This window comes from Staphylococcus sp. GDX7P312P (assembly GCF_008385775.1).
GTDB lineage: Bacteria > Bacillota > Bacilli > Staphylococcales > Staphylococcaceae > Staphylococcus > Staphylococcus haemolyticus.
Genome location: NZ_VUKI01000024.1, coordinates 26008 through 41974, shown reverse-complemented (window position 1 = coordinate 41974; position 15967 = coordinate 26008). Strand labels below are relative to the sequence as shown.

Here is a 15967-nt window from a genome sequence, read left to right as displayed (position 1 = left end):
AGGACGTTGTTTAAATGAATATTAAAGAATTAATTCGCAAATCTTACGAGGATTTATTAAGTTTGAAAGTCAATTGGTTTAACGGTCTTTTGCTAATACTTATCGTCTTCATCTTAAGTGGCATTGCGACACCCTTTATTGGAGTGCCAGTAGGCTTACTTGGTGGTGGTTATATTCTAAAGCGTTATGAAGAAAAGAATAATAACTAATATTAAAAAACAAAGTGTTTTGAACAAATATATATTAAATGGCTACATTGCAAATAGACTGTAGTTAACTGAGCTGAGAAAGTGCTTTAAATCAAGCGATTCTCAGCTCTAGTCATATATTCGGGGCCCCAACATAGAGAATTTAATAAAGAAATTCTACAAGCTAAGCAAGTTGGGGTAGATCCTGGGACATAAATAATATGATGAAGCTATTTTGCAAATTCGCAGTAGCTGACTGAACTGAAAATGCGCTTAAATCAAGCTTTTTTCAGTTCTAGTCATCCTTGCGGGGGTGGGACGACGAATTTAAAAAGAATTCTGTCCCACTCCCTACCCTTTTTCATTTTATTTTAATAATTATGATTATTATATATTAATATTGTTTTTTATTTTATATATTTTATAATTAAATCGACAGAAATATTTTATTCATCTAAGAAAGGACATCAAGTTATGCAACAAAAAACAAAGTATCGCTTCTCTATTCGAAAGTTTTCAATAGGAACAGGCTCCGTATTATTAGGTGCCTTTTTATTTATTGGCTTTCAAGATGTAGCTCATGCAAGTGAATTACATAATAGTACGTCAACAACGGGCACAGCTTCCAATCAACAATCTTTTGAAAAGAAAGTCAATAATTCAACACATGAAGACGTACAAAATACAGCTTCACCATCTCAATCTATTCCCCTGAAAAATATAGAAAATACAACAAAAACAGAAACGCAACCACAAACAACTAGTAAGACGACTAACTCAGTTAAAGAAAATGCAAAGGCACAAATCATTGCCGCTTCATCTCAAGTAGAGAAGACAACAACACATACGCGGTCACGTCGTTCTGCAACGTCACCAATTGCTTCAGAAGGCGTTCTAGAGGACACAACGACAACTGCAACACCTAATATGGATGATGCCAATGGCGCATCTGTTAAAAGTAGAGATGTTGTCACTCCACAACCTAAAGATTCAAATACTATCCCAACACCAAACGTCGTATTTGAAAAAAGTCCTGATCCAAATCAATTTACATTTGCGATAACAGATCTTAAAGAATTTAATGCTGCATATCAAACTAAATATTACTATCGTTTATCTAAACCCTACGACGACTCTAATGACGTAACGATTGAGTTAGTTAACGGTGAGACAAATTCTGTAGTAGAAACGAAACAAATCAATTCACCTGGTACAGTATCCATTGGTGAAAATTCTTTAGAAAGAGCAGTAGCTGCTCGCGACCCTCAAAAAGCTAAATATGGCCATATTAATTTTACTTTTTTAAATACGTTAGACTCATTCAAAAACACGGTTTCAACAATTAGAGCACGTTTTGAAATAGATGCTAATGGTAGCTTAGAAGATAAACGAAGTGGTATACAAATTTACGATTTATTTAACCAAGCGAACGAAGGAACAACAATTACTGACCCACAATATTATATACCGCACATTGTTCCTGAAACGACTTATTATCGTGTTGTTAATAAGAATAACCCTACTTATCAAGCAAATAAAACCGATATAAACGCTCAAACATATCAACCAGATTTCACTGAAAAAGAACTAGCTCACTACACGATTAAAGGATTGGATGGACAAATCTATACCGCTTCAAACTCACGTGAATTTGAAGGTTACAAATTATATCAAATTGCTGAGCCTAATCATATGACTGGTCCAATGGCTCGTCCATATCAAGTCGGATTAAGATACGTGGATGCTGAAACGAATAATGGTGGCGTCAAACGTATCAAAGAAATTATCGGAGAAGATGGTACAACACGTATTGAAATTTGGACATTATCAGCGGATCACATGTCTGAATCTGCGAAAAACACAGGCATCGATACAATAAATTATGTCAAAGTGTATGAAGCAACGTTAAGACCTGGTGAAAGAAATAAAAATGATTTAGGTAAACAAATCTATATACCTGGATACGATTTACCATTTCTTATTCAAGCAGCTAGTGCTGGCGAAGGTGCTGTAGGTAATATATTTGCGCCTAATCAATCAATAAACGGTGTACAGGTAGGACGTGGAAGTAACTTCCGTTTACAAAACTTATTAGCTAAAGCGCATCCAATTATTTATTACTACACAGCAATTGACCCTGTTGAAGTCACATTAAAAGCAAATAAAGTAGTTAAAGGCGAACACACGCTAGCTAAAGGAGAATTCACTTTCAATATCGTAGCAGGACCTAATTCGCCTGCTATTCCAGAGGCTTCACAATCAAAAACGAACGCAGCAGATGGTTCAGTTACATTTGATAAGATTTCATTTACAAAACCAGGCACTTATACCTATACAATTACTGAAAATAAAGCTAACCTTAACTCAAATTTTGATGCTGAACCATTAACGATTACAGCGACTGTTATAGTAACTGAAGAAAATGGCATCTTAAATGCCAATGTAAGTTATGCATATGATTCAGATGATGATAATAATCAGGCATTCACTAACTATTACGTAGCACCGAAGCAATTAGACTTTGATGTTCATTTTACAAAATCTTTAGTTGGTCGTCCGTTGAATAATGAAGAGTTTCAATTCACTATGAAAAATGCTGACGGCGAAGTTATCGCTACTGGTACAAATAATGCGACAGGTCAAATTAATTTCAACTTTATTGAAGGTAAACGTCCAACTTATACAAATGCCGATGCCGGTAAGACCTTCACGTATACTGTTGAAGAAGTTCCTAGTAACTTACCGAATATAAATAGTGATGCTATGAAAGCAATTGTAACTGTGAATATCACTAAAGATTTACATGTACTTACAGCAACATCCATTGCGCCAGCAGATACTGAATTTAACAATACATTTGTTCCGCCAACACCACCAACACCGGTCTTCCAACCTGAAAAATTTGATTTATCAGTGGAGAAATATGATATTACAGGAAGCAAATTATTAGATGATGATAGTGAATTATCTAATAAATATGCAGATACTAATGTGAATCCTTACGCGGATCAAACAACTAATAACGAACCAGAAAACATCAATACTAAAACACTTAATCGTGGCGATAAAATTGTGTATCAAGTTTGGTTAGATACAACGCACTTAACATCAGAGAACAAAATTAATAAATTAGGCATTACTGATGACTATGATGAAACAAGCGTAGATGTTCAATGTATTAAGGTATATGACGGTATTACTGGACAAGACGTTACAAACTTATTTGATATTATAGATGAGAATGGTGTCATCACAGCTACATCTAAAGAAAGTCTAGTTAAAGATCATGTGTTAGATAATGCGCAAATTCCATTTGGGCGTTACTACAAATTAGATATTGTCGGGGTCATTAAAGACAGTGCCAAAGCAAACAAGGACATCACTAACGTAGCGAACCAATCAGTTCAGTTCTTTAACCCAGCCAAAGGTGGCAATGAAGTACCACCTCCTAAACCATCAGAAAAACGTGTAAACAAAGTAAAATCAGTACCAGTAAACTTTGAATTCAAAGTGACTAAGAAATTGGAAGGTGGTCAACTTAAAGGTGGAGATTACACATTCATATTAACGGATTTAAACAATCCTGATCATCCAGTACAATCAGCAACAAATGATGCGAATGGTAAAGTGAATTTCTTACCAATTAAATTCAATAAAGTGGGCACTTACGTTTACCAAATTACTGAACAAGTGGGAACAGATTCAAATATTGCTTACGATACAATGGTAATTACGGCAACTGTGGTAGTTACTGAAAACCCAGAAACAGGTAATTTACAAGCAACTGTAACTTACAACAGTTCAGGCGGTAAATCCGTTGGAGTAAATGATACTGAGTTTAACAACACTGTTAAACCTCCCGTACCACCAACGCCAAACAAGCCACCACATAATCCGCCTAAAACACCGGGTCAACCTCCAGTTAACCCGCCAGGCAACCCACCTGAAAAACCAGGTGTGCCACCGATACATCATGTGCCACCAACACCTAAACAACCAAATCAACCGAAACACCTACCAAATACTGGTAGCGACGACGCTAATATGAATAAATCATTATTAGCAACAATGTTTGCAGGTTTAGGTAGCATATTATTAATTGGTAGAAGAAGATTACGTAATAAATAATCACTTATAATTACTAAAGGCCTATGAAGCATTGCGTTTCATAGGCCATTTAACTTGTTATGGTAAAAATTTAAATGATAGATAAATACTCAACCAGCATATGATTACAAATGCGCCTACTACAAAGATAAATGATAAGATACTCGTAATGAAATTGCGTGTTTTAGTAGTCTTAACTTCATTAGGATCTTGACCATTCATAAAAGCTACGATTCGATCGTAATTATCCATGTCGTGTTTATATTTAATTTTATCTATCCTTGTAGAACTATAAAAGCCTATAGAAAAAATGACATAGGTAATCGCAACACCCCACCAACTTAAATAAAATAAAAGCGGTCCAATTAAAACACATGCTAATAACATCCAAATTAGCATCATCCACGTCCAAAAATCCATGTCTTTTTTAATTTCTTCATGTTCCATACGTTTTACGTCTCCTTTGACAAGATCATCTAATGAAACATTAAATAATGTACACATCATTAATAAATTATGGATATCTGGATAACTTCTTTCATTCTCCCAATTAGAAATCGTTTGTCTTGAAACGTATAATTTCTCAGCTAGGTACTCTTGGGAATAATTTTCTTTTTCTCTATATTTCCGAATTTGTTGACCGATTTCCATCACCCATAACTCCTTAACCATTTAGATTAATCTTGCCTAGATTAGAAGCAAGATAGACATTAATAGTTGTATCTCACTTCAACTCCATAGAAACGTTTCTTCATATAAAAAACTACCAAATTTCTTTGTCATTCGCATCTTTTTCATTGTCAAAGTCCTTTTACATGCTGATTTATCAGTATTTACAAGACTTCCCGACGTCTAAAAAAAGGAACTGCGCTATTTATTTAAACGCAGTTCCTTTTGTTAATTAAGATATTATTGATTAAAAGATTTTAAGATAACGTCTAGCATTTTTTCAATATATGCTTCATCAAGTGTTTCCGGTTTAATTAAAATATTGAAATAAATTGGTGAGAAAATCATATCTATAAATAAATCTTGATCCTCTTCTTTTATGTGATGTGCTATGATAGATTTCAATAATTTTCGATTACTTTTAAAATAACCCTTCATAAACAATTCACGTGCTTCAACTTGTTGATTACTAATTAATATTTCAATAACCGCACGCCCTAAATTCGTTTTATAAATTTCCATTATTTTAATTAAGAATTGATACAACCCCGTGTGTAGATCTTTATTTTCATTTTCAAAAATCTGAGTTCTACTCACAAACATATCTACAATAATCGATGATTTATCTTTCCAACGACGATAAATCGTTGCTTTTGAAACACCTGTGTTCTCAGAAATTTGATCGATGGTGATGTCTCTAAAATGTGTCGTAGCCAACATTCGATCTAATTCATTAAAAATTTTATGATTGATTGTCGGATCTTTCGGTCTTCCAGCCATGTTTTCCCCTTCTTAAATGCGAAATAAATTCAACCGCTTCAAAAATAATTACTGCACTTACAAACCATGCAATAAATCCAATAACAATACTAAGTAACCAATGATTTGTAAAATAAAGCATCGCCCATGTTGCTAATATACTAATAAGTACGCCCGTCATGCCAAACACTGCACCTCTACTTACGTGCTTAGCAATGACATCGCCATGTTGCATTCCTGTGATAAACAATGAAACTAAGAATACTGCAGGTAATGTAGCAAAGACGCCACCGAGTTCTTTCCAAGGTAAAATAACAGAGATAATATAACTCAGCGTAACTGCAAGTCCCCCAACCAAGAATTTAATTAATGCTAATTTCATTACAAAAGCCTCCAATGATTAATTCATATGTCTAACAACAAATATACCTAGAGAAATTACAAGCCAACATATTAATGCAAATCCTGTACCTCTTTTATAATCTCTTTTACTAATATAAAGAGACGTTAGAAAGACTGTTATGATGCACGATATAATCCCAATAATTGCACCAGAACTAAGATGAATTGACATTTGAACTAATTGATTACCACGATGATCTATCGCAAGGGCTATAATTGCTGCTAAGTAGACTGCCGGCATAGTAGCGATAATGCCACCCATTTTACCACCGACCTTCTCAGCCATTATAGATGCAATTGCCACTGCAAGACCTCCAATAACAAAATGAAGAATAGCACTAGAAATGGATATTCCGAACACAATAAACCCTTCTTCTTTAATTATTAAACGATACGTTTCGTTTAATAATATTGTAAATCTATTTATTAGCTATGTAAACAGCACTTTGTAATAAAAATGATTGTCGTATCAAACAAAATATTTATTTGAAGATGCATATTTTAAGAAAATGTCAGCAGAAACCAAAATTATGTATGTATTATTAAAAGATCGTTTTGAATTATCCATCCAAAATGAATGGGTAGATAAAAATAATAATATTTACTTTAAGCATTTGTGCAAATACTTAGGTTATGCAGAATACTATTCGAAGTGATAGAAATTTAGCATAAGCAATTCTCTCATTTTATTTTCAAAGGATATTTCGTATTCCACGACAACAGTATAAGAGAGAACGATGTCATAGATGGCACTTAGCATAGTTAAGCCTCTTCTCTAACCCCTAAAACGTTGATATAGAGACATATATAAGTACAGAAAAGGGTATTGTAATAATACACCGAACGCCATTTTCAACTCCCGTTGTCTTAAAATTTAAATCCTTAGAACCACAAGGAATTGAACAAAAAATAGAATACGGAATGGTTGGAAAAATGAACATTTTTTAAATACTAAATAGAAAAATAGCTAACAATTTTGTTAATCAATTAGAGTTTTTATCATATCTTTGACTAATACCTTTTTAAAGATTGGCATTTGTAAAATCTCATTATTTCCATCTCTTTAAGTTATTTATTTATAAATATATGTAGTAATATCTTTAAATTTACCTAATGCAACTATACGGTTACATAGTGCAACCATGACATTCTTATAATCAACTCTAAAAAGTTTTAAATTTAAAACACAGGAGGATAACTTAATGAAATTTCACGAAAAACTTAAACAGGAAAGAAAAAGGCTTAATTTATCTCAAGAGGATCTAGCAAATAAAATTAATATCAGTAGACAATCTATATCAAAATGGGAGCTTGAAAAAGGTTATCCAAATATCGAAACGCTTATAGAATTAAGTGAAGTATTTGATATTACTGTAGATGAACTTCTAAAAGGAGATGATTTTTTGAAAGATAAAATCGTTGAAGACAGTAAGAAACTAAAACACCCACTACTTTTTAATATTGGAGAAGTCATAGGATTATTAGGCTTAATTATTTTAATTTTCAATTTTGTACTAAGAGGTATTCGATTAGCTACACATCAAGATATCTTCCCATTTTTACAAAGTAATCTAGTTACAACTATAGCAATCATATTTCTACTAATAAGCTGGCTAACTTATGAAACCTTTGGAAAAAGTTATAAGTAGTTTTTACTTTGTATATGTTGAACTTAGGAAATCTTAACAATACCAAAACTAAACTTATCAAATATTTGGCTTAATAGTTCACGCTATGCTAACATTCGTCTTCAAGTTTGGTTAAGTATTCTTCACAACATCAATAATCTTTCTTAGTATAAATGCGTGTTTCCTCTTATGTTCTAATTTTTTAAAAATTGATAACATAGTTATGTCTAAATGAAAAAAGGGAGGTCGTAGCACCCCCCTTTTTTCAACTATATTTGATAAACACTAATCCCAAATACAAAAAAATAGAGCTAATAGATCACTTCATGAAATTAGCCCTAAAACCTAAAATATTAATTCAATTTATTTCTTTATATTTATTTTTTAAGAAATGATAAGTCATACACTTAGTTACTTATTTTTTATAAATTTTTATTTTAATTTCGTAATAATCATCATGTTCTTTATCACGTTGTTCTACACGTATACCAGATTGTTCAATGGCTTGAATGCTTTTTCCTACTTCGTCACGTGCTTGTGTTAAATCTTTAGAGAATTGGAAAGATTGCGCTTTTACTTTTTCTGGTCCAATTTTCTGTTTAACACGTGCCTCTGTTTGTTTAACATTTAATTTTTGGCTAATCACTTGTTCAATTAGCTTTTCTTGATCGTCCTCTTTAAGGGATAAGACAGCACGAGCATGACGCTCAGTAATCTTGCCTTCTCTTAAACGACTAATCACTTTAGGTGCTAATTTCAATAGTCGCAATTTATTTGCGATAAAGCTTTGACTTTTACCTAAACTTTTAGCTAATTCACTTTGCGTTGTGCCACCAATCTCAAGAAGCTTTTTATAAGCTTCCGCTTCTTCAACAGCAGATAAATTTTCACGTTGAATATTCTCAATTAATGCTACAACTGCTGTTTCTTCATCATTCATATGACGTATAATGACATCTGCTTGAGATTTATGCAGTGACTGTAGTGCTCTGAAACGTCTTTCACCCGCAATAATTTCGTACATATTCTCTTCAATAGGTCTTACAACGATGGGTTGTAATAAACCATGCTCGTCAATAGATTCAGCAAGTTCAGTAATCTTACTTGAGTCAAACACCTGTCTTGGTTGATAACGGTTAGGTACAATACGCTCAATTTGAATGGATTCGACGCTAGAATTGCGATCTTCTTCAATGTATCCAACGATGTCATCTTTATTTTTCAATCCAAATAATTTTGAAAAAGGCTTTTTCATTATCCATTCACTCCTCTTAAAATTAATTTTAACATGTAGGTGCTATTAATTTTCTAGTAAAGGAGATTTATTAGGCGTACCAGGTTTTCTAGGATATTTTTTAGATGTTTGACGTCGTTTATCTATAATAATCATTTGTCGTTCACCAGCATCTTCTGGTAAATCAAATGTATAAGAATCACTAAAGACGCCACCTAATATACTAATCCCAAATTGTGCTTCTTCTAATTCTTCTTCTCCTTTAGAAGACTTCAATGCGATGAACTGGCCACCCTTTTTAACTAAAGGAAGGCACAATTCACTTAACACTGTAAGTCTGGCTACTGCACGTGCTGTAACTACGTCATACGTTTCTCTGTTTACGCCTTTACCGAATGTTTCAGCGCGATCATGTACAAAGCTAACTTGTGTTAAGCCAAGTTCAGCAGCTAGATGATTTAAAAATTGAATACGTTTATTTAAAGAATCTACAATGGTTACTTTCAATTCAGGGTAAACAATCTTCAATGGAATACTTGGGAAACCTGCACCTGCACCAACATCACAGATGGTTAAAGGCTGATTGAAATCATAATAAAAGCTTGGTGTAATTGAATCATAGAAATGTTTCAAATAAACTTCATGTTCATCTGTAATACTTGTGAGATTCATTTTCTCATTCCATTCTACAAGTAAACGATAATATGTTTGAAATTGTTCTTTTTGTTTATCTGACAATTCAATTCCATGTTCACTTAATTCTTTAGCTAGCCATTCTACGCCATTCATTAATTTTTCACCCTTTGCAATTTACCTTGTTCTAAATAAACAAGTAAGATTGAGATGTCTGCTGGGTTAACACCAGAGATTCGTGATGCTTGTGCAATATTCAATGGTTTAACTTCAGCTAATTTTTCACGAGCTTCAGTCGCTAAACTATCCACTTTACTATAATCTAAGTCTTCCGGAATTTTTTTCTCTTCCATGCGTTTAACTTTTTCAACTTGTTGCAATGATTTATTGATATAGCCTTCGTATTTCGTTTGAATTTCAACTTGTTCTTCAACCGCTTCAGGTAATTGATGACTTTCTTCTAGAATTTCTAAGATTGTATTGTATGTCATTTCAGGACGTCGTAATAGATCAATTGCTAGAATGCCATCTTTTAGACGTGAACCACCATTTGCCTCAATGACAGATTGTGTGTGTTCATTTGGTTTAATACGAATATCAGTTAAACGTTGGATTTCATCTTGAATTTGTTGACGCTTTTCATTAAAACGCGCGTAACGTTCTTCTGAAATCATTCCTAATTCATAACCTACATCTGTCAAACGCAAGTCAGCATTATCATGACGTAGTAATAATCTATATTCTGCACGAGATGTTAATAAGCGGTAAGGCTCATTCGTACCTTTTGTAACTAAGTCATCAATTAAAACACCAATATATGCATCTGAACGACTTAAGATTTTTTCTCCGGTACCAAGCACTTTACCTGCAGCATTGATTCCAGCCATAATACCTTGACCAGCCGCTTCCTCATATCCTGAAGTACCATTGATTTGTCCAGCCGTATATAAATTTTTAATCATTTTAGTTTCCAATGTTGGCCATAATTGCGTTGGCACAATCGCATCATATTCAATGGCATAACCTGCACGCATCATGTCTGCCTTTTCAAGACCAGGAATCGTTTCTAACATTTGACGTTGTACGTGTTCTGGTAAGCTTGTTGAAAGTCCTTGAACGTAAACTTCATTTGTATTACGACCTTCAGGCTCTAGGAAAAGTTGATGTCTAGGTTTATCATTGAAACGCACAAATTTATCTTCGATTGATGGACAATAACGAGGACCTGTTCCTTTAATCATACCTGAATACATAGCTGATAAATGTAGATTATCATCGATGACTTTATGTGTACGATCATTGGTATATGTTAACCAACAAGGTAATTGGTCTAGGATATATTCTGTAGTTTCAAAACTAAATGCACGACCTACATCATCACCAGGTTGAATTTCCGTCTTAGAATAGTCAATTGTTTTCGCGTTTACACGTGGAGGTGTACCCGTTTTAAAGCGCACAACTTCAAACCCTAATTCTCTTAAATTATCAGCTAGCGTGATAGATGGAAGTTGATGATTTGGACCACTTGAATATTTCATGTTACCTAAGATTATTTCACCACGTAAGAATGTACCTGTCGTAATAACAACCGCTTGAGCACGATATTCAGTACCGATATTTGTGCGGACACCTTTTACTTCATTGTCTTCAATAATTAATTCATCCACCATACCTTGCATGATGTCTAAATTATCTTCATCTTCAATGACACGTTTCATTTCTTGTTGATATAACACTTTGTCTGCTTGAGCACGTAACGCACGTACTGCTGGTCCTTTACCAGTATTTAACATACGCATTTGGATATGTGTTTTATCAATCGCTTTAGCCATTTGTCCACCTAATGCGTCAATTTCTCGAACGACAATACCTTTCGCTGGACCACCTACTGATGGGTTACATGGCATGAATGCAATATTATCTAGATTAATTGTTAGCATTAGTGTTTTTGCGCCACGTCTTGCAGATGCCAAACCTGCTTCAATACCTGCATGTCCAGCACCAATGACGATTACATCATATTCTTGAACCACCTAATTGACCTCCTTTAAATTTCCTTTGTCTTTATTTTTATAAATAAGACTTCCTACCGTCTCAGTTTCTTTAATATTTATCATTTCTTAAACGTTACATAGCAATAAGGTATAAACTATTATTTTCCTAAGCAGAATTGACTAAATAGTTGATCAATCAATTCATCACTAGCAGATTCACCAATAATTTCACCTAATAATTCCCAAGTACGCGTTAAGTCAATTTGAACCATATCCATAGGAATACCTGATTCAGCTGCATCAATCGCATCTTGAATGGCATTTCTAGCTTGCTTTAATAAAGAGATATGTCTTGAATTAGATACATACGTCATATCTTGGTTTTGAACATCGCCACCAAAGAATAAATCTCGTATTTGTAATTCTAGTTGATCAATACCTTCTTGTTTAAGCATAGATGTTTGGATAAGTGGTGTATCACCAATCATTTCTTTTACTTCATTTATATCTAAGTTTTGTTCTAAATCAGTTTTGTTAACAATTACAATGGCATCTTCATTTTTAATAACTTCATATAATGTACGATCTTCTTGTGTTAATGGCTCATTGTTATTTAATACAAATAAGATTAGATCTGCTTCACTTAAGGCTTTGCGTGAACGTTCGACACCAATTTTTTCAACGATATCTTCAGTGTCACGAATACCTGCAGTATCTACCAATCTCAATGGTACACCTCTAACATTGACGTATTCTTCTAAAACGTCACGAGTTGTACCTGCAACTTCAGTTACGATGGCTTTATTATCTTGAATAAGGTTATTTAACATTGACGATTTCCCTACATTTGGTTTACCAACGATAACGGTTGAAAGACCCTCTCTCATAATTTTACCTTGTGTTCCAGTTTCTAATAATAGATTAATTTCGTTTTTAATCTTTTTAGATTGCTCTAATAGGAACTCAGTTGTAGCATCTTCAACATCGTCGTATTCGGGATAATCAATGTTCACTTCTACTTGCGCGAGAATTTCTAAAATGGATTGACGTTGTCGCTTAATTAAATCACTTAGTCGCCCTTCGATTTGGTTCATGGCAACTTTAGAAGCACGATCTGTTTTAGAACGAATAAAGTCCATAACAGCTTCAGCTTGTGATAAATCGATACGCCCGTTCAAGAATGCACGCTTTGTATATTCCCCTGGCTCTGCCATTCTTGCGCCATGCGTCATTGTAAGTTCTAATATTCTATTAATTGTTAAAATACCACCGTGACAATTAATTTCAATAATGTCCTCGCGTGTAAATGTTCTTGGTGCTCTTAGCACAGATATCATAACTTCTTCAACAACTTCATTTGTTTCAGGATCTACGATATGACCATAATTAATCGTATGTGAATCTACGTCTTCTAACTTTTTCTTTCCTTTATATAGCTTATCTCCAATTTCAACGGCTTGTGGTCCAGATAAACGGACAATACCGATTGCTCCTTCACCCATAGGTGTTGAAATACTAGTTATCGTATCAAAATCCATGATTATCCTCGCCTCCTTATTCAAGTAAAATTTCATTATAACATTGTAATTTGTTTCTATAAAAATTGCTAATAAGTTGATTTATCGCTCATAAGGTAAGACTTCGGTTTGTCTAACCTCAGACTAACGGACGTCTAAACTCCCCTACCCTCTTATTTAATCTTTTTATTAAAGACCTTTGCAATTTTTAATACATGTTCTAAGCTACCCTGGATTTCAAGTGTAGTCATATCCTTAGCTGGTTGCCTAGCAATAACGATAATATCACGTGCAATAATATCTTCTTTATGAATTTTGAAATTCTCCCTTATCGCACGTTTAATTCTATTTCGAGTCACTGCATTGCCTAATTTTTTAGATACACTAATACCTAATCGAAAATGATCTTTATTACTATTATAGGTATAAACAACAAACTGTCTATTTGCTACCGATTTTCCTCTTTTATAAATCGTTTGAAAATCAGTATTCTTTTTTATACGGTAAGCTTTCTCCACGTTCACATCACTCGCTTATTTTATTCTTTGCCATCTTAGTTAAGTTAGTTTTGATATAGCGTATCTCAATTTATACCTATTCAAACGAAAAAAAAGACCACTGAGAAGTCAGTGATCTTATGCTGATAAAACTTTACGGCCTTTACGACGACGACGTGCTAAAACTTTACGGCCATTTTTAGTGCTCATGCGTTTTCTGAAACCATGAACTTTACTATGTTTACGTTTATTTGGTTGATAAGTACGTTTTACCATGCAAAACACCTCCATCTACATATTTATCCAGCTCACTCGCTCTTGTAGTGATCCTGATTATTTTAATAGATAAATTATAATTTCTGATATCAGAATTCTTGTTTTAATTCAATTTTATCTAGTCATAATTCAAGCAACTACTACAATATAACAAATTACTATTTATAAAGCAAGCAGCATTTGCATTAAGATGTTATTTTTTTAACCACTCGTCAACATCCATTTTTTAATATTTATACATTTCGCTATACGTGCGTCTTACACACTTTATTCATTTTAAATTCATCTTTATAAATTATTTCCCAGAGCTGTTGTAGTACATAAAGTTAAGTTTTTAAAATTATCCACTTATACACATACGAGATTCAAATTTCTGTGGATAATATATTCACCATTAACAGATTTATACCAAGTTTAACAACATATTCACACCTATTTGACATCTCTCTAAGTTAAAAAGTATAATTATGTGGATAAGTCGTCTAACTCATTATTTTTAAAGGATTTATTTATTGATTTTATATACGTATTTAGTGTGAATAAATCATAGCATACATAAAGTTATCCACTGAATGTTATTAACTTGTGGATAATTATTAACATGCTGTGATTATTTTTATCCACTTGTCTAAATATCTGTGTATAAGTCCTAAATTTAAAAGAAGATGGAGTTTATTATATGTCAGAACAAGAAATTTGGAAAAAAGTATTAGAAGTTGCTGAATCAGAAATATCTAAATCGACATTTAATACTTTTTTGAAAGATACAGAACTCAAAGAAATTCGTGATAATGTTGCAATCATCTTTGTAATTCATGAATTTTACGCAGAATGGTTAAATTCAAACTACAAAGAAGTAATCCAAACAATTATGAAAGATGTTATTGGTTATGAAGTTGAACCCAAATTTTTCACTGCTGAACAATTAGCTGAACTTGATGAGACAAGTCGTAAATCTAACACGCCAAACGAACCTCAACGTCAAATCATTGAAGATGGTCATGAAGGCACAGATCAATTCAATACTCACAATACATTTGATACTTTCGTCATTGGACCTGGCAATAGATTTCCACATGCAGCAAGTCTTGCAGTTGCTGAAGCACCAGCACAAGCTTATAACCCTCTATTTATATACGGTGGTGTTGGTCTTGGTAAGACACATCTTATGCATGCGATAGGTCATCATGTTCTTAGCAATCAACCAAATGCTAAAGTACTATATACTTCAAGTGAAAAATTCACAAATGACTTCATCAAATCAATTCGTAACAATGAACCTGAAGCCTTTAGAGAGAAGTATAGAAATATCGACGTGTTACTGATTGATGACATTCAATTTATTCAGAATAAAGAACAAACGCAAGAAGAGTTCTTCCATACATTTAATGAATTACATCAAAATAAGAAGCAAATTGTCATTTCAAGTGACCGTCCACCTAAAGAAATTGCAAAATTAGAAGACCGTTTACGTTCACGTTTCGAATGGGGATTAATCGTTGATATTACTCCTCCTGATTATGAAACGCGTATGGCGATTCTTCAGAAAAAAATCGAAGAAGAGAATTTAGAAATTCCTGCTGAAGCTTTAAATTATATTGCTAATCAAATTCAATCAAACATACGTGAATTAGAAGGCGCACTCACACGTTTGCTTGCCTATTCAAAACTTCAAGGAAGACCTATAACGACTGAATTAGCAGCAGAAGCGCTCAAAGATATTATTCAAGTTCCTAAATCTAAAAAAATTACAATTCAAGATATTCAAAAAGTCGTTGGACACTACTACAATGTTCGCATTGAAGATTTCAGTGCAAAAAAACGTACAAAATCAATTGCTTATCCACGTCAAATCGCGATGTATTTATCAAGAGAACTTACTGATTTTTCATTACCTAAGATTGGTGAAGAATTCGGTGGTCGAGATCATACGACAGTGATTCATGCGCACGAAAAAATCGCTAAAGATATTAAAGCCGATACAATTTTTAAACAAGAAGTTGAAGATTTGGAAAAAGAAATTCGCAACCAATAAGATGAAAGTTGAAAACTGTTATACAACA

The 15967-nt window shown here is 33.4% G+C and carries 14 protein-coding genes and 1 pseudogene; 5 read left to right on the top strand and 10 right to left on the bottom strand.

Annotated features, from left to right (window positions below):
* Window positions 1–14 precede the first annotated feature (14 nt).
* Window positions 15–209, top strand: a complete 195-nt coding sequence (locus tag F1592_RS07515) for a VraH family peptide resistance protein (RefSeq protein WP_053016911.1) — start codon at window positions 15–17, stop codon at window positions 207–209.
* A gap of 453 nt (window positions 210–662) precedes the next feature.
* Window positions 663–4316 (top strand): Spy0128 family protein, encoded by a 3654-nt coding sequence (locus tag F1592_RS07510; protein ID WP_149809628.1) that lies wholly within the window; start codon window positions 663–665, stop codon window positions 4314–4316.
* A gap of 57 nt (window positions 4317–4373) precedes the next feature.
* Here the strand turns inward: F1592_RS07510 and F1592_RS07505 are convergent, their stop codons facing one another.
* From F1592_RS07505 to F1592_RS07490, 4 genes are all read right to left on the bottom strand, one after another.
* On the bottom strand, window positions 4374–4946 hold the full coding sequence (locus F1592_RS07505; RefSeq protein ID WP_107609718.1) for a helix-turn-helix domain-containing protein: 573 nt from the start codon (window positions 4944–4946) through the stop codon (window positions 4374–4376).
* Between the two features lie 258 nt (window positions 4947–5204).
* Entirely contained in the window at window positions 5205–5744 is a 540-nt protein-coding gene (locus F1592_RS07500) for a TetR/AcrR family transcriptional regulator (RefSeq protein ID WP_037551843.1), read from the bottom strand.
* Complete coding sequence (locus F1592_RS07495; RefSeq protein WP_053016914.1) at window positions 5707–6105, bottom strand: DUF3147 family protein; 399 nt, start codon at window positions 6103–6105, stop codon at window positions 5707–5709. Before F1592_RS07495 ends, F1592_RS07500 begins: the two co-directional genes overlap by 38 nt.
* A gap of 18 nt (window positions 6106–6123) precedes the next feature.
* On the bottom strand, window positions 6124–6486 hold the full coding sequence (locus tag F1592_RS07490) for a DUF3147 family protein (RefSeq protein WP_016930935.1): 363 nt from the start codon (window positions 6484–6486) through the stop codon (window positions 6124–6126).
* A 115-nt stretch (window positions 6487–6601) separates the two neighbouring features.
* On the opposite strand from F1592_RS07490, the pseudogene F1592_RS07485 reads away from it, so the two are divergent.
* Window positions 6602–6766: pseudogene (locus F1592_RS07485) on the top strand (replication initiator protein A); the annotation flags it as partial.
* 561 nt (window positions 6767–7327) lie between these two features.
* Window positions 7328–7774, top strand: coding sequence for a helix-turn-helix domain-containing protein (locus F1592_RS07480; protein WP_053016915.1), 447 nt, complete (start codon window positions 7328–7330; stop codon window positions 7772–7774).
* Between the two features lie 394 nt (window positions 7775–8168).
* Here the strand turns inward: F1592_RS07480 and noc are convergent, their stop codons facing one another.
* The 6 genes from noc to rpmH all read right to left on the bottom strand — a co-directional run bounded on the left by noc (window position 8169) and on the right by rpmH (window position 13904).
* Complete coding sequence (gene noc, locus F1592_RS07475) at window positions 8169–9008, bottom strand: nucleoid occlusion protein (protein ID WP_037552648.1); 840 nt, start codon at window positions 9006–9008, stop codon at window positions 8169–8171.
* Window positions 9009–9053: 45 nt separating this feature from the next.
* A complete protein-coding gene (gene rsmG / locus F1592_RS07470; RefSeq protein ID WP_037552646.1) occupies window positions 9054–9776 on the bottom strand; it encodes a 16S rRNA (guanine(527)-N(7))-methyltransferase RsmG in 723 nt (240 codons plus the stop codon).
* On the bottom strand, window positions 9776–11653 hold the full coding sequence (mnmG, locus tag F1592_RS07465; protein WP_011276914.1) for a tRNA uridine-5-carboxymethylaminomethyl(34) synthesis enzyme MnmG: 1878 nt from the start codon (window positions 11651–11653) through the stop codon (window positions 9776–9778). The genes rsmG and mnmG overlap by 1 nt, the downstream gene beginning before the upstream one ends.
* 119 nt (window positions 11654–11772) lie before the next feature.
* Window positions 11773–13152, bottom strand: coding sequence for a tRNA uridine-5-carboxymethylaminomethyl(34) synthesis GTPase MnmE (mnmE, locus tag F1592_RS07460; protein WP_053016916.1), 1380 nt, complete (start codon window positions 13150–13152; stop codon window positions 11773–11775).
* A 152-nt stretch (window positions 13153–13304) separates the two neighbouring features.
* Entirely contained in the window at window positions 13305–13655 is a 351-nt protein-coding gene (rnpA, locus tag F1592_RS07455; protein WP_160380507.1) for a ribonuclease P protein component, read from the bottom strand.
* Between the two features lie 111 nt (window positions 13656–13766).
* The gene (gene rpmH, locus F1592_RS07450; RefSeq protein ID WP_000240855.1) at window positions 13767–13904 is read right to left on the bottom strand and encodes a 50S ribosomal protein L34; all 138 of its coding nucleotides are present in this window, start codon (window positions 13902–13904) and stop codon (window positions 13767–13769) included.
* Window positions 13905–14583: 679 nt separating this feature from the next.
* Here rpmH and dnaA point away from each other — a divergent pair.
* Complete coding sequence (dnaA, locus tag F1592_RS07445) at window positions 14584–15939, top strand: chromosomal replication initiator protein DnaA (RefSeq protein WP_053016917.1); 1356 nt, start codon at window positions 14584–14586, stop codon at window positions 15937–15939.
* Window positions 15940–15967 lie beyond the last annotated feature (28 nt).